Source organism: Micavibrio aeruginosavorus ARL-13, from assembly GCF_000226315.1.
Taxonomy (GTDB): Bacteria; Pseudomonadota; Alphaproteobacteria; order Micavibrionales; family Micavibrionaceae; genus Micavibrio; species Micavibrio aeruginosavorus_B.
In genome coordinates this window covers 2,426,233-2,448,567 of sequence record NC_016026.1, presented here as the reverse complement: position 1 = coordinate 2,448,567, position 22,335 = coordinate 2,426,233, and the positions used below count along the sequence as shown (strand labels likewise).

The 22,335-nt window shown below is 58.0% G+C and carries 20 protein-coding genes; 14 read left to right on the top strand and 6 right to left on the bottom strand.

Features of this window, described 5'->3' with window-relative positions:
* Positions 1-19 precede the first annotated feature (19 nt).
* Both MICA_RS11620 and MICA_RS11615 read right to left on the bottom strand, forming a co-directional pair.
* On the bottom strand, positions 20-1,054 hold the full coding sequence (locus MICA_RS11620) for a M48 family metallopeptidase (RefSeq protein ID WP_014103972.1): 1,035 nt from the start codon (positions 1,052-1,054) through the stop codon (positions 20-22).
* 12 nt (positions 1,055-1,066) lie between these two features.
* Entirely contained in the window at positions 1,067-1,642 is a 576-nt protein-coding gene (locus MICA_RS11615) for a LemA family protein (protein ID WP_014103971.1), read from the bottom strand.
* Between the two features lie 163 nt (positions 1,643-1,805).
* Between MICA_RS11615 and MICA_RS11610 the strand changes: the two genes are divergently transcribed.
* The 8 genes from MICA_RS11610 (at position 1,806) to MICA_RS11575 (ending at position 9,187) form a co-directional block, all read left to right on the top strand.
* Positions 1,806-2,666, top strand: a complete 861-nt coding sequence (locus MICA_RS11610; RefSeq protein WP_014103969.1) for a thioredoxin fold domain-containing protein — start codon at positions 1,806-1,808, stop codon at positions 2,664-2,666.
* 352 nt (positions 2,667-3,018) lie between these two features.
* Positions 3,019-4,020, top strand: coding sequence for a hypothetical protein (locus MICA_RS11605; RefSeq protein WP_014103966.1), 1,002 nt, complete (start codon positions 3,019-3,021; stop codon positions 4,018-4,020).
* A gap of 14 nt (positions 4,021-4,034) precedes the next feature.
* The gene (locus MICA_RS11600; protein WP_014103965.1) at positions 4,035-4,451 is read left to right on the top strand and encodes a lytic transglycosylase domain-containing protein; all 417 of its coding nucleotides are present in this window, start codon (positions 4,035-4,037) and stop codon (positions 4,449-4,451) included.
* Positions 4,452-4,653: 202 nt separating this feature from the next.
* Positions 4,654-5,172, top strand: coding sequence for a DotD/TraH family lipoprotein (locus MICA_RS11595; protein WP_014103964.1), 519 nt, complete (start codon positions 4,654-4,656; stop codon positions 5,170-5,172).
* A 3-nt stretch (positions 5,173-5,175) separates the two neighbouring features.
* Positions 5,176-6,021: a type IV secretion system DotC family protein gene (locus tag MICA_RS11590; protein ID WP_014103963.1), complete on the top strand. Its 846-nt coding sequence runs from the start codon at positions 5,176-5,178 to the stop codon at positions 6,019-6,021.
* Positions 6,000-7,163, top strand: coding sequence for a type IV pilus twitching motility protein PilT (locus MICA_RS11585; RefSeq protein WP_014103962.1), 1,164 nt, complete (start codon positions 6,000-6,002; stop codon positions 7,161-7,163). The genes MICA_RS11590 and MICA_RS11585 overlap by 22 nt, the downstream gene beginning before the upstream one ends.
* Before the next feature lie 89 nt (positions 7,164-7,252).
* Entirely contained in the window at positions 7,253-7,555 is a 303-nt protein-coding gene (gene icmT, locus MICA_RS11580; RefSeq protein ID WP_014103961.1) for an IcmT/TraK family protein, read from the top strand.
* Between the two features lie 195 nt (positions 7,556-7,750).
* Positions 7,751-9,187, top strand: a complete 1,437-nt coding sequence (locus MICA_RS11575) for a toxin co-regulated pilus biosynthesis Q family protein (protein WP_014103960.1) — start codon at positions 7,751-7,753, stop codon at positions 9,185-9,187.
* A gap of 48 nt (positions 9,188-9,235) precedes the next feature.
* Here MICA_RS11575 and MICA_RS11570 read toward each other — a convergent pair whose 3' ends face one another.
* The 4 genes from MICA_RS11570 to MICA_RS11555 all read right to left on the bottom strand — a co-directional run bounded on the left by MICA_RS11570 (position 9,236) and on the right by MICA_RS11555 (position 15,296).
* A complete protein-coding gene (locus tag MICA_RS11570; RefSeq protein ID WP_014103959.1) occupies positions 9,236-10,279 on the bottom strand; it encodes a flagellin in 1,044 nt (347 codons plus the stop codon).
* A 17-nt stretch (positions 10,280-10,296) separates the two neighbouring features.
* On the bottom strand, positions 10,297-12,570 hold the full coding sequence (gene flgK, locus MICA_RS11565; RefSeq protein WP_014103958.1) for a flagellar hook-associated protein FlgK: 2,274 nt from the start codon (positions 12,568-12,570) through the stop codon (positions 10,297-10,299).
* 168 nt (positions 12,571-12,738) lie between these two features.
* Positions 12,739-13,938 carry a hypothetical protein gene (locus MICA_RS11560; RefSeq protein WP_014103957.1) on the bottom strand — a complete coding sequence of 400 codons (1,200 nt, stop codon included), beginning with the start codon at positions 13,936-13,938 and terminating at the stop codon, positions 12,739-12,741.
* 11 nt (positions 13,939-13,949) lie between these two features.
* Entirely contained in the window at positions 13,950-15,296 is a 1,347-nt protein-coding gene (locus MICA_RS11555; RefSeq protein ID WP_014103956.1) for a hypothetical protein, read from the bottom strand.
* A gap of 272 nt (positions 15,297-15,568) precedes the next feature.
* Here MICA_RS11555 and MICA_RS11550 point away from each other — a divergent pair, with 272 nt between their 5' ends.
* The 6 genes from MICA_RS11550 (at position 15,569) to MICA_RS11525 (ending at position 22,211) form a co-directional block, all read left to right on the top strand.
* Complete coding sequence (locus tag MICA_RS11550; protein WP_014103954.1) at positions 15,569-16,348, top strand: type IVB secretion system apparatus protein IcmL/DotI; 780 nt, start codon at positions 15,569-15,571, stop codon at positions 16,346-16,348.
* Positions 16,349-16,509: 161 nt separating this feature from the next.
* Entirely contained in the window at positions 16,510-17,643 is a 1,134-nt protein-coding gene (locus tag MICA_RS11545; RefSeq protein WP_014103953.1) for a DotH/IcmK family type IV secretion protein, read from the top strand.
* Positions 17,633-19,042 (top strand): DotG/IcmE/VirB10 family protein, encoded by a 1,410-nt coding sequence (locus MICA_RS11540; protein ID WP_014103952.1) that lies wholly within the window; start codon positions 17,633-17,635, stop codon positions 19,040-19,042. The genes MICA_RS11545 and MICA_RS11540 overlap by 11 nt, the downstream gene beginning before the upstream one ends.
* A gap of 105 nt (positions 19,043-19,147) precedes the next feature.
* Positions 19,148-20,431, top strand: a complete 1,284-nt coding sequence (locus MICA_RS12435) for a hypothetical protein (protein ID WP_014103951.1) — start codon at positions 19,148-19,150, stop codon at positions 20,429-20,431.
* Between the two features lie 252 nt (positions 20,432-20,683).
* Entirely contained in the window at positions 20,684-21,775 is a 1,092-nt protein-coding gene (locus MICA_RS11530) for a hypothetical protein (protein ID WP_041794639.1), read from the top strand.
* A gap of 37 nt (positions 21,776-21,812) precedes the next feature.
* The gene (locus MICA_RS11525; protein WP_014103949.1) at positions 21,813-22,211 is read left to right on the top strand and encodes a hypothetical protein; all 399 of its coding nucleotides are present in this window, start codon (positions 21,813-21,815) and stop codon (positions 22,209-22,211) included.
* The last annotated feature ends 124 nt before the right edge of the window (positions 22,212-22,335 follow it).

Below are 22,335 nucleotides of genomic sequence, written 5' to 3'. Positions count from 1 at the left end.
TTCAACCGAAATCGGACGCTTATCGCGCCCATGGATTCAATGGGTTATCCGATTTTTCGGTCCCAGATGCACCCGGGATCGGTGTTCCGGTCATGGTGGACAGGGCGCGGATGCGGTCATCAATCGACGGGTGTGTGGCAAACAGGCCCATAAAGGCGTGACCGTTCTCAATACACATCAGCGCCACATCATCCGGCACGGCGGGAATATGGTCGCGCCCGGAAATGCGTTGCAGGGCCCGCATCATCGCATCCGGGTTACGGGTCAGTTCAACGGCGCCCGCATCGGCCATATATTCCCGGCGGCGCGACAACGCAAAGCGGGTCAACAGGCTGGCCCCATAGCCAATCGCCAGGATCAGCAGAATGGCCAGCGCAATGATGATGGTGCCACCATTGTTCCGATTATTCCCACTGCGCGGCATATACAGCCCGTACCGCACCGACGACCATACCAATTGCATGACAAACCCGATCATGCCGGTGAAGATGATGCACACCATCAATAAGCGCACATCATGGTTGATAATGTGCGTCAGCTCGTGCGCCAGAACACCCTCAACCTCATCCGGCTGCAATGTGTTCAGCAATCCGCGTGTGACGGTTACGGTGTAATCGCTGCGCTGCACGCCGCTGGCGAAGGCATTCAGGGCATCGGTTTCAATGATGTTGAGGTGCGGCATCGGCAAGCCGCGCGCGATGCACAGATTTTCCAGCAGGTTGTAAAGCGCGGGCTCCTCGGCTCGTGTGACCGGTTTTGCGTGCGATAACATCGCCACCATGCGTGTGTTGAAAAACCACGCAATGATAAACCAGATCGCCACGGCGGTGCCGATCAATGGCCAATATTGTGCGATAAACCCATTGGCGAAGTTGGTGGCTATTGTACCGTGCGGGGCATTCGGCCCGGCACTTTGCCCCATGAAAAATCCAATGGCAGCGGCCATAGCCCAGACAATCGCGCCCATCAGGAATGGATACCCGACCAGCAGGATGATTGAGCGCAGATTGTTGTTCCAGATATGGGTCTTTAAACCCGCTGCGGCCAAAGCCATGGGGTGCGTGCCTTATCCGCCGAATTTCACTTCGGGCGGCGCGTTGCGGATGGCTTCTGTCTGCGCCGGGTCCAGTTCGAAGAAGCCTTCGTTGTGGAACCCGAACATGCCCGCCATCAAATTGGCCGGGAATTGCTGAATCGCGGTGTTGTATTCGTTGGTCGCGCTGTTGAAGAAACGACGCGCGGCAGCGATCTTGTTTTCAATGTCGCTCAATTCCGCCTGCAGGCGCTGGAAATTCTGGTCCGCTTTCAGTTGCGGATAGTTTTCCGCCACGGCGAACAGGCCCATCAGTGCGCTGCCCAACATGCCTTCGGCCTGAATACGGTCCGTTCCGGCGCCGGATGTGCGGCCCACTTGCGCGCGGGCCTGCGTCACATTTTCGAACACGCTTTGTTCATGCGTGGCGTAACCCTTCACCGTTTCCACCAGATTGGGGATCAGATCGAAACGCTGTTTCAATTGCACGTCGATGTCGGAAAACGCATTGTTCCGCGTCTGGCGCAGGGCGACCAGACGGTTGTAAATCATGATCAGACCCAGAACGATCACACCCAGAACAATCAGAATGATAAGGCCGGTATCCATCACGCATTCTCCGTTTTGTAAAATTGAATAAGCGGTGACAAGTGTATCAGGTCGTCCCCCGGGGGCAAGGCCAGATCCGGCAAGGGGGCATCCCGTGCCTTTACGCCGCCATAAATGATCTGTACTCTTTGGCTCTGTCCCATTTTACAGGGTTTTGTGCGCCATGAAAAATTTCTTCCGTCTTTTGCTGGTTCCTGCGCTGGTGTGTGTGATGGGCCTGTCGCCCGTATCCGCACAAACGGCGGAAAAAACGCCCCCGATGCCCGAGGTTTTGAAAGAACTCGGCACGCGCGGTGCGCAAATCCGCTATCTGGGTCGGGAAAAGGGGCTGGATGGCTGGGCCACGATCCTGCAGGGACAGGAACAATATTTCTACGTCACACCGGATGGCGAGGCGATCATCATGGGGTTGCTGTTCGACAAATCCGGCCACCCGGTCACCATTGACCAAGTCGCGAAATTGCAAAGCGGCGATACCGCACTGGATGCGCTGGCGACACCGGCGACGCCCGCCGTCGACCCGTTGCAGGCCATTCAGGAAGAACTGCGCGCCCAGCAAAATCTGAGCCCGTCCCAGCGCCTGATGAAAGAGGTCGAAGCCTCAAACATGATCACGCTGGGCAAAAATGCGGATGCGCCGGTGATTTATGCCTTCATGGACCCGCAATGCCCGCATTGCCATGCGTTGATGAATGATCTGCGCAAGGACCTGCTGGCCACCGGGCAAATCCAGATGAAAATGATTCCGGTGGGCTTGCGTGATGAAACAAAGGCGCAGGCGGCGTATCTGCTGGCCGCACCGGATGCGGAAGACCGCTGGTATAAACATCTGGATGGCGACACCAAAGCCCTGCCGGTTGATCCGGCGATCAACAAGCAGGGGGTCGAACGCAATTTGCTGATTATGCAGAACTGGAAACTGGATGCGACACCGATCCTGCTTTACCGCAGCAAGACGGGCGAGATTAAGATGGTGCGGGGCCGTCCGCGCGATCTGGCTGAAATTACCGCCGATTTGTTCTGATCCCACCGTCTTTTTTTAAATCATCACCCCGGACGCACTTTTGTGCGATCCGGGGGTTTTTTTGTTCTTCATACACCCTCCCCCAGAGGGGGAGGGCTGGGGTGGCGGGATCGGGTGGTCGTAATTTTGTAACACTGTATCCCCTCCCCCTAACCCCCTCCCTCTGGGAGGGGGAATAAAAGCGAGTTGGGGCAGGAGCGAAATAAGGGCGGGGTGACGGTTGCTATGGGGGTTCTCTTTGGTGGAGGGCGAAAAAGGGTTGCCGTTTTTGTCTGCTCCCCCCTATAACAAAGACGGGGTTACGATTGGGTTCAAGGCGGTCATGCACCGTCATTATTGACATAATGGAATTATGAGTCAGCGCGCTGAATTTCAAATACAGGTTCTGGAACGTCTGGGCGTACCGTTGATGACGGCGGTTGGGTCCGTGTCCGCACGCATGGGCGTGGCCCCGGATATGCGGGCGGATGCCACGCGTCTGGCCGAATTGATCAGCCGGACGGTGCAAATGTCCGTGTCCCTGTCTGAATCCATGGACATTCGCGACGATCAGGGGCAGGCCGATGGTCTGCGTCTGGCGCTGGCGGGTCTGTCCGCGCCGTTGGTGGCTGGGGCCTATGAAATGACGGGCCATGTTCCGGCGGAGGGTGATATTGGCCGGCTGGCCTCCACCCTTGGCGCGGTGTTGGCCTTTGCCGATAATTTCACCCCGGCGGCGGATGCCACCGCGCGTCTGAACGCGCTGGAAGCCGGACCGTACACCGGCGGGCCGGATGAGCCGCAAATCCATATTCAGGCGCTGTTCGCCTTGGTGCCTGTGGTCCAGGCGATTGGCGTGTACTCCTTTGGCCGCCCGGAAAAGAAACTGGTGCAGGATGTGTCCGCGACGGTGCTGGACCGGGCCACGGCCATGTGTGGCCGGATGCTGGGGCCGAACGCCACGCTGGCCCAGAAGAAAAAGGCCGAATTGTCGATCGTACGGGCCCTGTGCCTGCTGTACGCGCAATGTCATGCCATGGAAACAAGCCGTTTGATGATGATGGATGATGCGTCCCGGAACGCCATGATCCAGCAAAGCGGCGGCCAGGTGCCGATGGATGCCGTCTGGGCCGCGTTTGATCGCGGGGCTGAGATGCTGACCCTGACGGCAGAAGCGGTTGTTCCGGGTGCGGGTGCGGCCTCTGGTGGCGCGTCTGTCCCCCGTCCGTCAGCGTCTGTGATGACTCCTCCCGTAACGGCCCCCGCAGCGGCCCCTGTGAAAGCTCCGGCAGAGCCTCCCGCAAACCCGACAGGCAGCCCGATGGGCTTCTTCGCTGGCAAAAAAGCCGCCAGCGGCGAAGACACCGGGGAATAAGGGAGCGTGCGGTCATGAGCGCAATGTCCGGTATTCTGGCGGGGTGCATCCTGATTGCGGCGCAAACCTATTCTATTCCCCCGGCGGTTTTGCTGGGGATTTATCAGGTCGAGGGTGGCCGGGTCGGGCAGGAAGTTGGCCCGAACGACAATGGCACCTATGATCTGGGCCCGATGCAGATCAATACGCTCTGGCTGGATGAACTGTCCGGCGTCTGGGGGGTCAGCCCCTCGACCGCGCGCAAATGGGTCCGCGACGATCCATGCACCAATGTTGGCGTTTCGGCCTGGATTTTGCGCCGCCATTTGAACGATACGGGCAATTTATCCAAGGCGATTGCCCATTATCACTCCCGCACCCCCGGAATTGGCGGGAAATATAAGAAAAAAGTGGTGTCTTCGATGGAACGCCACGGTCTGCTGCGCAAATAAACGGCTCTGTGTCACGTTGTGCCGGGTGAACTGTCCGGTTTTTCGAAAAAGCTGACTTGTTCCGCCGCGCGGGACAAGGTAACTTGTGGAAGTGTTCTGATTTGGGGGTGTTCGGTCATACCATGGCCTGCTGTCCCGGTCGTCCCATTTCCCGGGTTTTTGGCATTCTCGGGTTTCGCATTTTTGAGGGTGTTTTGTGGTCATGATGCGTTTTCGCAAACAAGTTGTTTCGCTGACTCTGTGCGTGGCTGCGCTGGCGTTGTCCGCCTGCGCGCCGGGTCAGGCCGTGCAAAAAAATAACAATCCGCAACTGGTTGCGTCACCGGAGAAGGTGAACCTGATGCTGGCTGAAGCCGCCGATCGTGCATCGGGTGCGCTGGAAACGCTGGCCGCCGTTGAACAGGCGCGCAGCCCCGGTGTGGCCGTTGAGCCGATTGCCGATGCGCCGGTGGAATTGAAACGCGCCATCACCGTGAACTGGGTTGGCCCGGTTGAACCGATTGCCAAAACGCTGGCCGACCGTGCCGGTTATGCCTTTATGTCTGTGGGCGAACAACCGCCTGTGCCTGTTGTTGTTTCGATCAATGTTGAAAACCGTCCGGTGATTGATGTTCTGCGCTCGCTGGGCCTGCAACTGGGCCAACGCGCCGATGTTCGTGTGGATGGGGTTCGCCGCATGGTGGAAATCCACTACGCGCCTGTGACGGGTGTCGGGGGCTAACACGTGATCCGCACACCATCTTTTTTCCGTGTCCTGACTTTAACGGCGCTGACCTGCGGGGCGGTGTTGTTTGCTGGTCCCGTGGCCCGTGCCGAACGCACGCCGCCGCCGCCCATTGCTGAATTGCAAAACCCGGTGCGGACCGATACGGCGATCAGTATCGGTGTGACCGAGGGCTTGCCGCTGGATATTCGCTTTGATGCGATGAAGGAAGCGGCGTTGTCCTATGGCGCGCGTGGCGGTCTGGCCTGGCGCACATGGGAAATTCGCAACGAACTGGAAAACACGTCCGATTACATGGACAAGGTGTTTGATTTTCGTCAATTGCTGATCGCGGCCCCGTCGGGCCTGCTGATCGAACCGCCGATTGTTTCCGAACAGGAAAATGCGCTGTTGATTGAGGCTGGCGGCCAATCTGCCGCTGTGTCGGACCGGGTTTATTCCATCAGCGCGAACGCAAAGATCGTCGCGACCGCGCGCGTCTGGCGCAATTATCTGGAGCGTGACTGGGGCAAGGTTGCCCCGCCGCCGGATGTTTTGCTGCCCGAAACACCGGAGGAAAAAGAGCGCTGGGCCAACTGGGTCCAGATTGGCTGGGAACGCGGCGTTGAACAGGCGGATGAAATTTTCCAGGCTGACCTGCAAGCCCTGTCTGCTGATTATCAGGGCATGGTGCGGTACCGGATGCTGCTGGCTCAGGATATGGTCTCGCAACCCTATGCGCTGCATGTTGATCGCGGCGTGACGGGCGGTGGCGATGTCATGCGTGTTGGCGACCGCGCGGTGCAAATCACCGGCAAGCCTGAACTCAAGCCGGGATCGGATACATGGCTGCCCGCAAGCCGATAAGTCTTGTAAAGGGCGCGGATAACGTTGCCCAGACATGGCCCGATGAACCCAACCGGTTCACGGACGAACATGTCGATCCGTTCCTGCTCTGGTCGGTGAAGCGCAACGCATCCGATATTACGTTCCAGTCCGACAAGCAGATTTACCACGAAATTGACGGCGTTCTGTATCCGGCGACTTATCGCGCGCTGGATGCGGGTGATATGGCCGTCATGCTGCAAAAAATTTACGGGCCGGAAGCACAAGCCCGTCTGGCGTCGGGGACGGACCTTGACCTGTCCTATGAACTGAAACCGGATCGTTATACGCGGATCCGCTTCCGTGTGAACATTACGCCCGTTCTGTCCAAGGGGCGCGACGCGGCGCAGATTACCATGCGGGTTCTGCCCAACGAACCGCCGACGATGCTCGATTTGAATATCGAAGAAGACATCGTGAAGAACTGGGCGCCGCGTCAGGGTGTTGTGATTATCACCGGCCCGACGGGTTCGGGGAAAACCACATTGCTGGCCGCTGGCAACCGCATGATGCTGGAACGCGCGCACGGGTGCGGCAAAATGCTGACCTACGAAGCGCCGATCGAATATGTTTATGACGCGATCAAAAGCCCGCGTTCGCTGGTTGCCCAAACGGAAATTCCGCGTCACCTGCCCGATTTCGCGCGCGGCGTTCGCAACGCCCTGCGCCGTAAACCGAACATCATTCTGGTGGGTGAGGCCCGCGACCGTGAAACCATTTCCGCCGCGATCGAAGCGGCGCAAACCGGTCACGCCGTGTACACCACGACCCACACAACGGGCGTGGCCTCAACCATCCAGCGTATGGTGGCCACATTTGATGCCAATGAACGCTCTGAACGGGCCTATGCCCTGATGGAAACATTGCGGATGATTGTGACCCAGGCGCTGGTGCCCAAAGTCGGCGGTGGCCGTCTGGGTGTGCGGGAATGGATGAAATTCCCGGACGAAGTGCGCGAAAAATTGCTGGATATGGATTTCACCGAATGGCCGGCCAACCTGCAACGGATGCTGCCAACCTATGGGCAGAGCATGGCGATCTCGGCAGGCAAGGCGTTTGAGGCCGGTTTGATCGAACGTCGCTGGTACCTGCTGTTGTCCTCCTCGACGGGCGCTGGTGGTTAACCAAGGGTCCTGTCCGGCCTGTTAGCGGTTTGTTTAAACTCTGCTGATACGGTATTCTATGATTGTTTACAGCCCCTTAGGCAGATGAAATGGCCCAAAGCACCGAAGATGCCCTCATTGAGAAGCGAAACTGGCACTGGCGCAATACCATGCGCCCGGTGCGGTTTTTCTCGCTCGATGCGCGGGCGGCGCTGCCGTTCTTTGCCCTTCTGGTTTATGCCCGGCCGATTACCCTGGTTCTCACCATCATCATCACTGTGATTTTCTCGATGCTGGAGCGGCGGGGGTTGACCTTTTCCTCCGCCATGCGGGCCTTGCGGGTCTGGATCGTCGGGCAAAACCGCCCGGCCTGGGTTTCGTTGCGCCGCCGGCGGATGCGTGATTTCGGCTGATTGTTGCCCGGGCTGAATAAGCCCCGATTTTACGGGACTATCGCGCCCTAAACCCCATTTCTACCTTGTCATTTTGCCACCCGGCGACTAATTTCGGGGGGCTTTATTGCATTGTGCGCCTTCCCTGTGTGGATGCGCCATTTTGTGACCGACTTGCAATATTTGACTGGCAACAATCGACAAGGTTTTTAAACCATGATCTCTCGCACTCTTTTTTCGTCCCGTGTTTTGCTGCTGGGGACGGCGTGTGTTCTGACCACGTCTTTCGCCGCACCGGCTCTGGCTGGTTTTGAATTTACGCCACCACCGGCCACCGCCGTGGCCACCGATGCCGGGCAGGATACGGATGGCGTGATGCCGCCGGTCAGCGCTGTGCCCGTGAGCGAAGTTGAAATCATCGACGTCACCATGACGGATGGCACAACAACGGACATGGGCGCATCCGGCACCGTGATGGATGATCTGCCACCACCACCGCGCCCGATGCCGGTCATGGACGAAGAGCCGGCCCCCGCGCCCAAGCCGATGATGCGCTTGTCCCCCGCAACACAGGCCCCGCATGTTCATGCGGACGCCCCTCCGGCGCCGCGGGCTCCGCAAGCGGACCATGCGACACACCACCAGCCCGTCCGGCAGAAACCGGCTCTGGTTGTATCCAAGGGGGCCGCGCCGTCACTGCCGTCGCCTCACGCTTCAGCGCCTGCTACGCCATCCTCTGCTGTACCCGCATCGCACCACGCCATGGCCGAGGGCTTTGGTCGTGATCTGCCGCTGGTTCTGGCGATGCGCCAGATCGTTCCGGCTGGCTACGGATATGTATTTGATCCCGCCGTGGATCAGGGACAACGCGTGGATTGGGATGGGGGCGCAGCCTGGCCGACTGTTCTTGAAAACGCCGTTGCGGCCTATGGTTTGTCCGTGCGGGTAATGGATGATGCCAAGCGCGTCTGGGTTGGTCCTGCGACAGCGGCTCCGGTTTCCGCCCCCGTGTCTGCTCCTGTGGCCACCCCGGTCCCTGTAACGCCCCCGGCGGCGATGCCTGCCCATGAACCGGCGCACGAACCCATCCGTGAAGTTTATATTCGTCGTGGCGAAACACAGGCCGAACCGGTGATCCGCGATGCAGCCCCTGCCCCGATGGAAGCGGTCACGCCTGTGTCGGAAGACCCCGTCGCGGTTGAGGCCCCAACCCCGCTGATGGGCGTTGAAGATGTCGGGTTTATTGATCCGGTGGCCACGCCGCGCGCGCCCGGTGACGTTGCGATGGTTGACGATATGACGATGTCCGATGCGTCCCTGACCGCTCCTGCTCCTGTGGCACCCGTGGCGATGGATCACGCTGTACAAACCAGCTTTAATCCCGATGCGATCCAGACATGGAATGCAGATCGTGGTGCGTCCCTGCGGGATGTTTTGTTGCAATGGTCGTATGACGCCGGTGTTGAACTGGTCTGGAACTCCGCGCAGGATTTTAAATTGCCGGCATCAATCACGATGAAAAGCAATTATACCGATGCGGTCTTGAGTGTGCTCAGCGCCTTTAATGACCAGGATGCTCGTCCGCTGGGACGATTGCACCCGAACCTGCCCCAGGGGCCGTCGGTTTTGGTGGTGGATGTCCAGCCTTTGTAAGCAGCAGGATAAAATCAAAAGGGCCCGTTTGGGCCCTTTTTTATTGGCTTAGATGAAGTTGACCAAACTCAGCTGGCTGGCCATGGCCGTGACCTGATAGGTGGCGTTCAGCTGGGTGGCCAGCGCGGTGATTTTCACAGACACTTCCTCAATCGGGGCGTTTTCGATCCGCTCGATGGTTGCTGTCAGTGTGTTTTGATCGATTTTGTGATCGGCTTTTGCTTCGCTGATCCGAACCTCGGCCAGGCTCAGTTTCGTGCCATATTCATCCATCTTGTCCAGCGCGTTGGTCAGCTGGGTGGCGATGTTGTTGAACACGGCATAGAAATTTTCCTGCTGCTCTTCGTATGTCGCCCCCGGCGCGTCTTCCAGATCGCCCAGATTGCGCAGCGCGGATACGGCGGTCAGGATGTCCTTGAACCCCTGCTGGTTCGCCATGACGGTGTAATCCACTTCAACCGTGGTATCCGCGCGCACCATCACTTTCTTGGCATCAACCAGCGATCCGTTGATGCCCATCGTGGTTTCGGGAATGTTGGTGTAACGGCTGATATATTCCTCGGCAATGTTCGTGTTGGGTGGGTTGACGGTCAATGTGCCCGCCGCCCATTCCGCGTTCAGCGTGGCGAAATAGGTATCCAGCGTCCCGGCATCGGTGATCGGCTGTGATCCGGAATCCGATCCGGCGAACAGATAGGTGTTGCCATCCCGGGTGTTCATCAGATCAAGGATGAAATCATATGATTTTTCGGCCAGATCGCGCAGGGCGCCCAGCTCACTGATCTCGCCTTCCTGAACCTGGTTGATCACGCCATCGGCGACGGCGGTGGCCTGGGCCTTGATGCCCTCAACCGCCTTCAGCATCATTTTGATGCGGGTTTGGGATTTGTCGATGTTGTCGATATAGGTTTGCAGTTCGTTGAAATCGGCGCGCGCCCGTTTGGATACGATGGCATCACTGCCCAAACCGGACAGAAGCTGGGTTTTTTTCCCCGTGTTCAGCTGCGTTTGCAGATCGGAAAACTGCATCTGCATCAGTTTGATCTGCTGCGACTGCGCCATGGATCGTGCATAGGTCGATATCGCGGTCATGGGTCTATCCTCTCAGTTTAGAAAGCGTTCAGCAATTGCTGGAACATTTCATCAATGGCGGTAATGGTTTTGGCGCTGGCGGCAAAGGCCGATTGCACCACAATCAAGTGCGACAATTCTTCATCCAGATTGACACCGGATTCGTTCAGCAACTGCGTGTTTAACAGATCGCGCAGGCTGGCTTCATCTGCCTGTTTGGCGGTAGTGGCGTTCACCTCGGCCACCTGGTTGCTGATCATGCGCTGGGAATATTCCTCCAGCGTCAGCGTTCCCGGCAAACCGGAACTGACCTGTAACCCGGCACCCAACTGGGTTTCGCGGAACGGGGCGTGGGCGACGCTGACCACCGGGCTGGCGCTGCCCAGCAATTCCAGACTCGGCGTGTTGCCCCCTGCGCTGAGGATCGTTCCGTCAACGATACGAATATCACCGCCGAACCCCGGGCCGGGTCGGAATGACAGGAAACCGGTGGCCGGGTCAATGCTGGCCTGAATACCGGGGATGTTGTTCAGTTTGGTCAGCAAATCGGTTTCGGTGTCACCCGGTGAAATGCTGACACGGACTGGATCATCCTGCCCCACCTGTACGGTGAAATACGGATCGACGGCTTGTGTCGTTCCAGCCTTCAAGCCCAGATATTCCAGCCCGTCTTCACCCATATTCCCCACACCGATCCCGATGTCATGCTGGGCGTTGATCATCAATTGCCCGAACTGGTTCAAGGATGCGGTGACGGTGGTGTCCAATGGCGGAGCCAAGGTCGGAAACACGTCGTTGTTCAGATAATCAACCAACGCCTGCGCCCCGCTGGTGGAGGGCGGCGTGGGATAGGCGGTGTCCACGGCGGTCAGGTCGATGGTGATATCGCCCGTGTCGTTGGCTCCGCCTTCGTCAATACGAATGGTGAAATCATCCAGCAAAGGCGGTCCGCTGATGGGCAGGAACGGATGATCCGGCGCGGCGTTGAGCGGCACACCCAGCGACAGATTGTGAATATTCACATCACCGCGCATCTGGGCCTGCGGGTTCAGGCCAAAGATGTTTTGCAATGTATCGGGAATGCCGGCGACGCGAATATCGACGTTCCCCTGCGCTTCCTGATACGCGATGTTGCCAAAGGCAAATTCCGCGACCCGGCGCAGGACTTCGTTCGAACCTTCCTGCACGGCGCTGCCCACCACGGTGCCGGAGCGGATCAGGCTGTTGTCGTTCAAAATGGCCGGGTTCACCTGCATAATCGCGGAAAATCCGACATACGGCACAGGGGTCAGCGGACCGGGCGGGTTGGGGACCGGATCGGTGTTGGCCGGGATGTTGCCAAATTGATCGGTGAACAGGTTCAGTCCCTGCTCCGACAGGCGCAGCGCCGTTTTGTGCGCCAGCTCGTCTAGCTGGGCCTGATATGCCGGTAATGTTTCATCCCGCATGGCCAGCAACGCGCCGATTTTGCCACCCGGATCGCGCTGCGTAATATCAAACGACACACGGACTTCGTTCGGATTGCCGCCGACATACAGGCCTGCGGCGCTGGCCGGGTAATAAGTCAGGGTCGTTTGCTGTGTCGGGTTGAAATACATCGGGTTGACCGTGTCATCGGCCAATTGCAAACCCTCGTTGGTCTGGACGACCAGAACGCCGTCCCCGCGGGTGAAGAAGCTGATTTCGATCAGGCCCGACAATTCCTCAATCGCGGCGTCGCGTTGATCTTGTTGCTGGGCAACGGTGCGCCCCTGGGCCATGTTGCTTTTGATTTCCTTGTTCAGGCTGGCCACCTGGTTCAGCAACGTGTTGACCTGACTGACCGCCTCGCTCAGTTCGCGCTGCGTGTCATTCCGCATCTGGGTCATCAAATTGGAGTAATCGTTGAATTTGCGCGCGGTGCTTTGGGCGGCGCTGACGGCAGCCTGCATGCCGACTTCGCTGTCGGGTTGGTTGGCCAGGGACAGGAACGCATCCTGCAGGGCGGTAATTTTTGCCGAGATGGATGTTTCCGCATCCGGCGCCCCGTGGAACTGCTGAATCTGGTTCATGTAAGTGGCGGTGGTGTCCTGGAAGGTCACCGCGCTGACCTGGGTCCAGTAATCCCGGGCCAGGTACATATCGACATTGCGGACCACGGCGTTGGCCTTGACGCCGACGGTCTGGCCCTCAATCGCAACGGTTTGTTGCGGAAGGATTTTTCGGGAATATCCCGGCGTTGATACGTTGGCGACGTTGTTCGATATGACGCTCAGCTGTTGCTGGGCGATCTTCAAACCGGACAGGGCCGAATCCAGACCTGAAATGCTCATTCTTTCGCTCCATTGCGACAAGATTGAAAGCGGGCCCCCGCTGGGCAGGTTTTGCCCGGCAGAGACGATATCTCAGGACAGTCTTTGCAAATGCGGTGCCACCGTGCCGCGGGGGGCGCGGCGGCAAAAAGAAAGGATTTTGAGGGCGTTATATGAAAATATCCGGCTTTACGGGGTCGCGGTCGCGCGCGGTCCGGTGCGGGGCAGTTTGCCCGTCAGGCGGTTTTCGACCTCTTCCTGATAGCGGCGCAGTTTCAGCTCCAACAACAGGGATACCAGCATCTCGCGACGCAGGCTGGCCTCATACTTGTCGCGGTCGGCCATGATTTGCATCGCCCGCAACGCAACCCCGATCCGGGCCACGTTGGCCGGTTTATCGTACAGGCCGACATAGAACGCCGGGCTCTGGTACAATTTCTGGGTCATAATTTCCATCTGGGCGTAATAGCTGGGGTTGGCGCCGACGACATTGTTCACGTCATCCCCGCTCATCCCCAGCATCTGGGCCATGTCGCGAATATTATTGGCCGACAATCCCGTGCCCGGGGCCTTCATTGCCGTGATGGTGGCATAGGAATGGGCGGCCACACTGCGCACGGCGGTGACGGCACGCGTATCCTGGAACAAGGTGATGGAATCACTGTTCAGCAACAATGTTTCCGGCGTGTAGGTGAACACGTCATGGGAATACAGGTTCCGGGCCAGCGCGATGACATCGGTTTCATCGTCGGTCAGCTGGTCATCGGTGAAATCGACGTTCAGGGTCCAGGCCTTGTCCACGGTGCGACCGTAATTCACGTCCTTGTTCGTGCGGCCCGTACCGTTGGAGGCGCAAAAGTCCTGAAAGGTGTTGTTGTTGTCGGCCTTTTCGCAATAGACCGCGCGCACCTGAGCCAAACGGGCGGCCCGGTCGGCAAAGGCACCCCATGATGACGCCATGTTGTTGTTCAGCAATTCGCGGCGGCGCATCCCTGCGCCCAGTGCGGCGGCGTTGGCGCGGATTTTGGATTGCGTTGCGCCCAGCGACCGTGTGGCGCTGCCGATCATGCATAAGGTTTCGCTGGGTTGATAATCCTTGTGCGCCTGTGCGGTCATTTCCTGGAACAGGCGCTGCGTTTCCTGCTGATGCTTGGCATCCATGAACATGCCAATCGCGGCCACCTGTTGCATCATGACGGCGGACAGTTGTTCCGTCATCATCATGAAGGCGCGGACCCAGTTATCGCGGATCAGCTGAATGTCTGCCGTTGCGTGGGCAGATGACGGCATCGCCGGGATCAGCAACGCCGCGACACACGCGGACAGCACAAAACGCCGCAACGCATGGCGCGGCCCTTTATGCTGTGGCGTGTGTCCGTGTGCTGTCATTCTGCGGTCCCTTAGTTTTTCGGGCCACTGTCAACCATACGCGGCAGACGGTTTTGGACGTCTTCCTGCAATCTCATGACTTCCATTTCCAGCAGGACGGACAAGATGGCTTCACTGCGCAGGTTGCTCTTGAACGTGTCGCGATCCTGCATCAGGGCCAGAGCCTGCAACGCCACACCCTTACGGGCGACGTTGGTCGGCTTGTCATACAGCCCGACGAAAAATTCCGGGCGCTGGAAGATGGATTTGGTCAGCAATTCCATCTGGGCGTAATAGCTGGGGTTGGCCCCGATCAGCGATTGCGCATCCGCGGCGGACATGCCCAGTTCCTGCAGCATCGCGCTCATGTACTGCGATGTGCCGGCGGCGTTGGACCCGGCGGTCTTCATCCCCAGAATGGTGTTGAAGGAATGTTCGGCCACGCTGCGTTTCGCGATGACGGACCGAACGTTCAGATATTCGTCCTGGTTTGCGGCGACTTCCAAAGTGCCCGGCGCGATCCGTGTGAAGACATCGTGCGAGAACAGGTTCGAGGCCAGTGCAATCACATCTTCTTCATCATCGGTCAGTGTGTTGTCGGAGAAATTGATGTTCAGTGTTTGCGGGAACGCCATGGTGCGAGCGTAATCCACGTCCTTGTTCTTGGTTGCGTTGTTGCCGCCAGAAACACAAATGCTGGCCAGACCACCGTCGTTGTCATTCGGGTCGCAATAACGGCGACGGAATTGCTCCAGACGACCCTCGCGGTCTTCTTTCGGTCCTTCGGAGGCGTTGGAGTTGGCGTTCCCCAACTGACGCTTCAGGGACCGTTCCGTCATCATCAACGCGGTCAGGTCCGCATTGCGGTCCGATGCGCCCAGTGATTTCATGACAGAACCAAGGGAGCACAGTTCCTCGCTCGGCTGGTAATCTTTATGCGCCTGGGCGGACAATTCCTGGAACAGGCGTTGTGTTTCCTGCTGGTGCTTGGCATCCATGAACATGCCGATGGCGGCCACCTGCTGCATGCCAACGGCGGACAGCTGTTCCGTCATCATCATCATGGCGGGCAGGATGTGTTCCTTGAAGAAGATGTCGATGATACAGCCGTTGAAGAAATCGGTGACCATCCATTCGCGGGTGTAGTTGACGTTGTCTTCTGTCGCAATAATCCCCATCGGGAATGTTTCAATGACGCCAAAGCCATATTCGACAACACCGAAAACATAGGCCCCCATGCCTGGCGTGCCCGGTCCGCATGTCCCGCCGCCCAACTGGGCAAAGGCCGGTTTGACCGATGTGCCACCGCTCAACGTGCCGGCGAACAATGCGACCAGCAAGGCAACAAGGAATAGTTTGTTTTTCAGAACATGGATCATGGCCCGGTCACCCCCGCATTTCGTCCCGGTGTCTTCTTATAACTGGGGATAGTCTACCATATTCTTTTGGCTGTTGTACAAATCTGCGAGGCCCTAAATTGCAATATCTTTCGTTCGGGGATCTTTCGGCCACCTTTCCTGCGCGCGGTAGGGAAATTTTAACCCTTGGTTATCAAGCTGTTTTGTTGGTACATTTGAGGAGACGTGCGTGCCGGGGGTCCCTCCGGTCTTTCAGCCCTTAGACAGTTTAGATATTTTTTCAGGTGGCAATCATGGCCCAAACACCCGATATGCAAGCACCCGGTGGTTCTGCCGGTGGTGGCGATGCGCCCAATCCGCGCCGGATCCGCGCGACCGAACAACGTGGTTCCGCGCCTGTGAAAAAGGGCGGCAAGCCCGTCAAGGGCGCGATTGCCGAGGGCCATACCGTGCCCAGTGGCCTTGGGACTGTGATTGTCCGCAATGAGTTTTATAAAGACGGCTACCGCTCGTTGCTGCGTCTGGCGCTGATCCAGGGCATCGTAATTGTCGGACTGATTGGGGCGATGTTCTTTGTGGTTCACACGCACCAGCCGGAAAACCGCTATTTCGCGACGACTGAGGATGGGCGTCTGGTGCCGATGGTGCCGCTGAACGCGCCGAACCTGTCGGCCCCGGCTTTGATGTCCTGGGTGGCGCAGGCCGCGACGGAAGTCATGACCTTTGGTTTCAGTGATTACCGCCGCCGTCTGCAGGAAGCATCCCGCAACTTTACCCGCCGGGGCTGGGAAAGCTTTACCCAGGCCTTGCAACGGTCCCGTATCATCGAAAGTGTTGAGGAATATCAACAGGTTATAACTGCCGCGCCGAAGGGGGCGCCCATTCTGGTGTCTGAAGGGCTGGTCAATGGTCGTTACCAGTGGCAGGTCCAGTTGCCGATGATCCTGACCTATCAGGCGGGGTCGAAAACCCGGTCCGATACGTGGCTGGTGACGATGGTGATTGTCCGTGTGTCCCGTCTGGAAAGCGCCAACGGGGTGGGGATTGAACAGTGGATCGCCCAGCCTGGTTAACGGGCCGGGTTAACGGGGCGGGTTCATGGGTCAGATTGATCGGTCAGGGTCATTAAAGTCGGGGTAATAGGGTGGTGACAGTCGTATTGGCACGTTGTATCCTTGCCCGGCGATGGGTTGTGTCGCTGGGGTAATAGAGCCGGGGTCTAAAAAGAATATTCATGACATCGAAATTCAATCGATATTTTCAAGGTCTTCATGGCGCTGTGCGCCCCGTTGCATTGGGCGCTGTGTGCGTGCTTTTGACGGGAACGGCGTTGTCGGTGCTGCCGGCTGTGGCCCAGGACGCTTTGCCGCCGGGTCTGGCCGCGCAAATGGATGCCGAACCACCGGCGGATGATCTGGTGGCTCAGGATGACAGCGCCCTGCCCCCGGCGATGGATGCGATGGAACGCGCCCCGGGTTTGGCCTTGCCGGAAGATGCCGGCCTGGCCCCGGTTGAAGGTGGTGCGGGCATGGGCATGGATCTGGCCGAAAAGTCGCCCGAAGATATCGAAGCCGAAATTCGTGAAGATGCCTTTGAGGCCGCTATTACCGGCCTTCTGCCGATGCGGCCGGAAGAAATTCGTGAATTGCTGAAGCGTTATGATCAAACGCTGGAAGCGGTGCAGACGCCGCTGCAACCCTATCCGGAACCGGAAGTGGTCGTACAAACCGTGGCGCTGGACCCGGGTGTTCGCCCGTCTGAAATCAAGGTGGCCGTGGGTCACGTGACCACGCTGAACTTCGTCGACGTGACGGGTGCGCCGTGGCCGATCGAAGATGTCAGCTGGGCCGGGGATTTTGAAATCCTGAAGCCGGGCGAGGGCGGCTGGGTGCTGCGCGTTACGCCGATGCAGGAATTTGCCTATGGCAACCTGTCTGTCAAATTGCTGGAATTGAAAACCCCGATTACGTTCGTGATGAACACGCGCCGCGACACCGTGCATTACCGCATGGATGCGCGCATTCCTGAATATGGCCCGTATGCCAAACCGCCGATCATTGATGGCGGCATTACCATTGCCGCAGGCAATGCGGCCCAGGCGAGCATTCTGGATGGAATTATCCCGGACAGTGCCGAGAAACTGGTTGTGTCCGGTGTCGATGGCCGCACGACGGCCTATCGTTTCAAGGGCAATGTCTATGTGCGGACGCCGCTGACCATGCTGTCCCCCGGGTGGAGTGGATCGGTCAGTTCGGCGGATGGCATGAATGTCTATACAATTGAAGATGCGCCGGTTTTGCTCTTGTCCGACAAGGGCCGCATGGTGCGCGCGCATCTGAGTGAAAAGGACGATAGCAATGAGCAATAACGAGTTCGACAACGACCCGCTGGGTCAGGATGCCGGTTTCGAAGATTTCGATGGTGGCGAACAGTCGATGGGCGACATGCTCCGCAACAACCCGATGGTCAAGATCGGTGTTGTTCTGGGGGCGATTGCGACCATTGTGGGCGGTATCGTTCTGTTTGGTGGTGAAAAGCAAACGGGCGGCACATCCGTGATGCGTCCGGGGTCGGATCTGACCCAGGCACCCGGTGCCAACGAAGTATCCGACACCTATCGCGAACAGATTCAGGATTTCAACCAGGCCCAGATTGATCAGGCCCAAAGCACGGGGCAAAGTGCCCTGCCCGTTCCGGTGGGTACCACGCGTGGCGTCATTCCGCTGGATCAAGCCAAGGTGTCCGAAGAAGACCCGCTGGAACGCTGGCGCCGTCTGCAGGCCGAGCGGATCGAGAAAGAAAAGCAAGCCGCACCGGAAGCGGGCCCGCAGGCTCCGCCGGTTGATCCGAATGCTGAAGTCAAGCAACAGTTGGCCAAGGCTATGGCCGGTCAGATGGAATCCATTCTGGATTTCAAAACCATCAAGGGCGCCGAACAGGAATCGGTCAGCTCTCCAGACTGGATCCAGCAAAAGCGTGAAGAAGAACAACAAAAGCTTGAACAGGAACGTCTGGAGGCCGAAGGCGCAAACCAGCCGTCTGATGTTGTGATTTTGCTTCCGGCCGGGACGATCGAATATGCCCAGCTGATGACCGAAGCGAACACGGATGCGCCGGGCCCGGTTCTGGCTCAGATCGTTTCGGGTCCGCTGGCGGGCAGCCGCGCGATCGGATCGTTTAAAGCGAGCGATGAATATATCACACTGCAATTCAACACGGTCGTGGTGGATGGCATTGCCTATGGCACCGATGCGATTGCCCTGGATCCGAAAACCGCCAATCCCGGCATGATCACCGAGATTGACAAAAAATACTTTACGCGTGTGATCCTGCCTGCGGCTGCGGCCTTTATCGAAGGCCTGGGTGGGGCGATTGCCGAAACCGGGTCGACCACATTGACGGTCGCAACAGGCGGTTCCTCGTCGTCCTCAACAACCGAAGACCTGGATACCAAACAGGAATTCTTCAAGGCGGTTGAAGAAGCCGCCGAGAAGGTCGGTGAGATGCTGGATGAAGAGGCGGACAAGGCCGAGCCGATGCTGCGCGTTGCTGCCGGCACGCCGATGGCTTTGTTGTTCGTCAAGCCGGTGCAGCAAAGCACCAGCAAGGCCGAACCAACGGTGGCGTCGCAAACATCCAACCAGAATCCGTTTGGAAACCTGATCCCGGCCTTTATCCCGGTGCAAAATCAGGCCCAGCAACCGGGAACGGCGGCTCCGGCGACGCAACCGGCATCGACCGAAACGGGCACATCGTCGACGAATTGATGCCTGACGGGTGTCCGGATTTGCCGGGATCGTTCAAGAAGAATTTGAATGCGGTTTTATAAACCGCATTCAGTGTTATAGACGCGGTGTAGAAAGTGAAAAAAGATGAGCAATCACAATCAAGATGATTTGGACTTTCCCGGGGATGATTTCCAGGGCGATGATTTTCAAGACACCAGTTTTGATGAAGCGGACACATATGACGCCGATTACACCACAGGTGACGATCTGGCGGACGATGAATGGGACGCCATTGATGATGGTTCCGGCGAAGACACCCAACAGGCTCCGGCGAAAAAGAAATCATCCCTGACCAATAAACTGATTATCGGGGCCGCTGTTGTGGTCGGGGCCGGCGTTATGGTGATGACCATGATGGGCGGCGCGCCACAAAACACGGCGCAAGCGCCCCAGCCTGTGGCACCGTCTGCCGCGCCTGCGGATATGGCGGCGATGCCGGCGGATGTTTCTGCACCGACACCGGCCCCGCTTCCGGCGCCCGCTCCTGCCCCTGCTCCGGTTGCGGACCTTCCGGCGTATGGTGCCGATCCTGCCGATGCGCAAACGCCGCGCGAACCGGATCAGGCGTTGCCTGCCCAGGGCATTTTTAATGACCCGCAGGCGCTCGATTCTGCCTTGCAGGATGTGGGACAAGATGCCCGCCCGGTTGAGGTTAGTGATGCTCCGGCTATGCCGGATGCGCCTATGGCGGCGGCTCCGCTTCCGACTCCTGCGGCGTCAGCGGTGGCGATGCCCAAAGCCAATGATTTGTTGAAACCCTCAGGGGCCGCCGATGTGACGCCGGTTGTTGCGGAACCAACACCGGCCCCCGTGTCTGACCCCGTGTCTGAACCTGCGTCCCTGCCGGGCGCTGTGGTCGACGCGCCGTTGGCGGCTCCGGCTGCGGATCAATCGGTATCCTCCTCATCCGTTGATGCGGAAATGACCGCGCAAATGCTGGACCGCCTTGATTTGATCGCAGCCCGCCTGGACCAGCTCGAAGATGATTTGTCTGTGGTGCGTAAGGAAAGTGCCGCTGCCGCAACCGAGGAAGTGGAAGAATTGCGGGCGGCGGTGAAAGCGCTGGAGAAGAAGCTCAGCACTCAGGCGCAAGCTCCGGCCAGCCCGACGATAGAAACTCCGGCGGCGCGGACGACGACGCTGAAGGCGGAGCCGAAGTCCAAACCAGCCGTGCGGCAGGCCCAGCCTGTACAATGGGTTTTGAAAGGCGCACAACCGGGTCGGGCCATGGTGTCGCGTTCTGGTGAAAGCGAAATGCGCACGGTTGAGGTGGGCGACAGCCTGCCGGGCGTGGGCCGTATTTCGTCCATTGCCTATGAAAATGGGCGCTGGGTCGTGACCGGCAGTGAGGGCCGCATTTCCCAATAAGGCTGCCGTGCTGAACAAAAGAAGAGGCCGTGAACGTCATTTATGTCGCGTTCGCGGCCTTTTTGTGATAGACATATCCACAGCGGGTCCGAAAAAAAGAGATGCCGCATAAACTATAAATTAACAGAATAACGGTAATGTAAGTCTGGAAGCTGAGGTTTCCGCAATTTAGATCAAATGCGATCTTGTTGTAGAAAACCAAGAAAAAGCAAGGGGTTGCGCTTCCTGCAGGTGAAGAATTGGGTGTGCATCATGACAAGGCTGAACGCGCTTAAACCGTTCCGATTTTTGTCCATCGCGCTGGTCGCGATGATTTTGACCTTTGGCCTCGGGGCCAAGGACGCTCACGCGCTGGGCGGTATCCCGAACTTCTCCATTCCCGGCATCGGTTCCATCGGCGGCTCCGGCGCAACCATCAACATTCCCGGTCTGGGCACCATCGGCATTGGCTGGGGCTCCGGCGGCTTTACCATTTCTTTCGGCCAGGGCGGTTGCGGTGGCAACACCATTGGTTCGGTCATGTGTAACGTATGGGAAGCCACGGATTTGATCCCTGGTCTGCTTTCTGGGCTTGCTTATCTATTTGGCTTGTATTTGGGTGTGATCGCCATTTTGAAATTGCGCGACCACGTTGAGAATCCAAACCAGACACCTTTGTCAGAATCGATGAAGCGTTTCATTGCTGGTGGCGCGTTCTTTGCTCTGCCCATGGTGATGGAAGCGGCCTACAATACCGTAGCGCAGGATATTTTTGCGCCCACCGCGACAGGCTTTAATGCCACGCAGACGGTTGGTGGCGGTTTGGATGCCATGGTTGCGGCGTTGGTTATGGATATTTCCGGCCCGATCCATTTGCTGTTCGGTGCCTTCTGTTATCTCGCGGGTATTGTTTTTATCCTGATCGGGATTTCCCGCCTGCTGAAGAGTGCGCAGGAAGGTCCGCGCGGCCCGGCTGGCTTTGGGACGATGATGACCTTTATCGTCGGCGGCACGCTTCTGTCATTTGACGCAATCATGGGGGCGTTTACCGGATCCCTGTTTGCGACAGACACCATTACCACCTATGCCGAACTGAACTTTGACTCCGGCATGAGCGCGGACGAACTGAACCACATCCACACGGTTGTCAGCTCGGTTCTGGCGTTTATGATGATTATCGGCTGGATCAGTTTTATCCGTGGCTGGTTTATTATTCGCGATGTGGCCGAAGGGTCGCATCAGGCATCCCTGATGGCTGGTATGACCCACGTTCTGGGTGGGGCGCTGGCGGTCAATCTGGGCCCGGTCCTGAATGCTGTACAAGAGACTTTCGGGATTACAGGCTATGGTATACTATTCACCTAGAAGCAGTCGTAAAAAACGGTAAGAGGAGGACTAAACCATGATTACACTGAGCTCTAAAAAGACGATCCAACTGGCAGCATTGATGGCTGTTCTGGTGCTGGCTGGTGCAGGCGAAGCACATGCTGGCGGCGCTGGCAGTAACTTCAGCGCGATTGCTGAAAACATTGTCGAGTCTATTGCAGACTTGCCTGGTCTGCTGTCTGGTATTGCCTATATGTTCGGTATTTTGCTGGGCGTGCTGGGTATTCTGAAGATTAAAGACCACGTTGAAAACCCGGGTCAGGTTGCCCTGAAAGACGGTGCAATTCGTCTGGCTGCTGGTGGTGGTCTGTTTGCCCTGCCGATCGTCTATGATGCGATGCTGAACACGGTGGGTGCTGATGGTACCGCCACGTCTGCAGCAACGCTGAACGCAATTTCGATGGGCGTTAACTAATCTGTCTTGTTTCAATCAGGCCCGGCGGACAACTCCGTCCGGGCCTGATTTCTTTTAGAAGGCTGATCGAACTTGGGTAATCAGTTGCAATCCATCACATTGGGAATTGTTCGTGCCAATGGGC

Coding starts and splice junctions, on each gene's coding strand:
- MICA_RS11620 (WP_014103972.1), bottom strand. CDS start 1,054: ATGGCTTTGGCCGCAGCGGGTTTAAAGACCCATATCTGGAACAACAAT.
- MICA_RS11615 (WP_014103971.1), bottom strand. CDS start 1,642: ATGGATACCGGCCTTATCATTCTGATTGTTCTGGGTGTGATCGTTCTG.
- MICA_RS11610 (WP_014103969.1), top strand. CDS start 1,806: ATGAAAAATTTCTTCCGTCTTTTGCTGGTTCCTGCGCTGGTGTGTGTG.
- MICA_RS11605 (WP_014103966.1), top strand. CDS start 3,019: ATGAGTCAGCGCGCTGAATTTCAAATACAGGTTCTGGAACGTCTGGGC.
- MICA_RS11600 (WP_014103965.1), top strand. CDS start 4,035: ATGAGCGCAATGTCCGGTATTCTGGCGGGGTGCATCCTGATTGCGGCG.
- MICA_RS11595 (WP_014103964.1), top strand. CDS start 4,654: ATGATGCGTTTTCGCAAACAAGTTGTTTCGCTGACTCTGTGCGTGGCT.
- MICA_RS11585 (WP_014103962.1), top strand. CDS start 6,000: ATGGCTGCCCGCAAGCCGATAAGTCTTGTAAAGGGCGCGGATAACGTT.
- icmT (WP_014103961.1), top strand. CDS start 7,253: ATGGCCCAAAGCACCGAAGATGCCCTCATTGAGAAGCGAAACTGGCAC.
- MICA_RS11575 (WP_014103960.1), top strand. CDS start 7,751: ATGATCTCTCGCACTCTTTTTTCGTCCCGTGTTTTGCTGCTGGGGACG.
- MICA_RS11570 (WP_014103959.1), bottom strand. CDS start 10,279: ATGACCGCGATATCGACCTATGCACGATCCATGGCGCAGTCGCAGCAG.
- flgK (WP_014103958.1), bottom strand. CDS start 12,570: ATGAGCATTTCAGGTCTGGATTCGGCCCTGTCCGGTTTGAAGATCGCC.
- MICA_RS11560 (WP_014103957.1), bottom strand. CDS start 13,938: ATGACAGCACACGGACACACGCCACAGCATAAAGGGCCGCGCCATGCG.
- MICA_RS11555 (WP_014103956.1), bottom strand. CDS start 15,296: ATGATCCATGTTCTGAAAAACAAACTATTCCTTGTTGCCTTGCTGGTC.
- MICA_RS11550 (WP_014103954.1), top strand. CDS start 15,569: ATGGCCCAAACACCCGATATGCAAGCACCCGGTGGTTCTGCCGGTGGT.
- MICA_RS11545 (WP_014103953.1), top strand. CDS start 16,510: ATGACATCGAAATTCAATCGATATTTTCAAGGTCTTCATGGCGCTGTG.
- MICA_RS11540 (WP_014103952.1), top strand. CDS start 17,633: ATGAGCAATAACGAGTTCGACAACGACCCGCTGGGTCAGGATGCCGGT.
- MICA_RS12435 (WP_014103951.1), top strand. CDS start 19,148: ATGAGCAATCACAATCAAGATGATTTGGACTTTCCCGGGGATGATTTC.
- MICA_RS11530 (WP_041794639.1), top strand. CDS start 20,684: ATGACAAGGCTGAACGCGCTTAAACCGTTCCGATTTTTGTCCATCGCG.
- MICA_RS11525 (WP_014103949.1), top strand. CDS start 21,813: ATGATTACACTGAGCTCTAAAAAGACGATCCAACTGGCAGCATTGATG.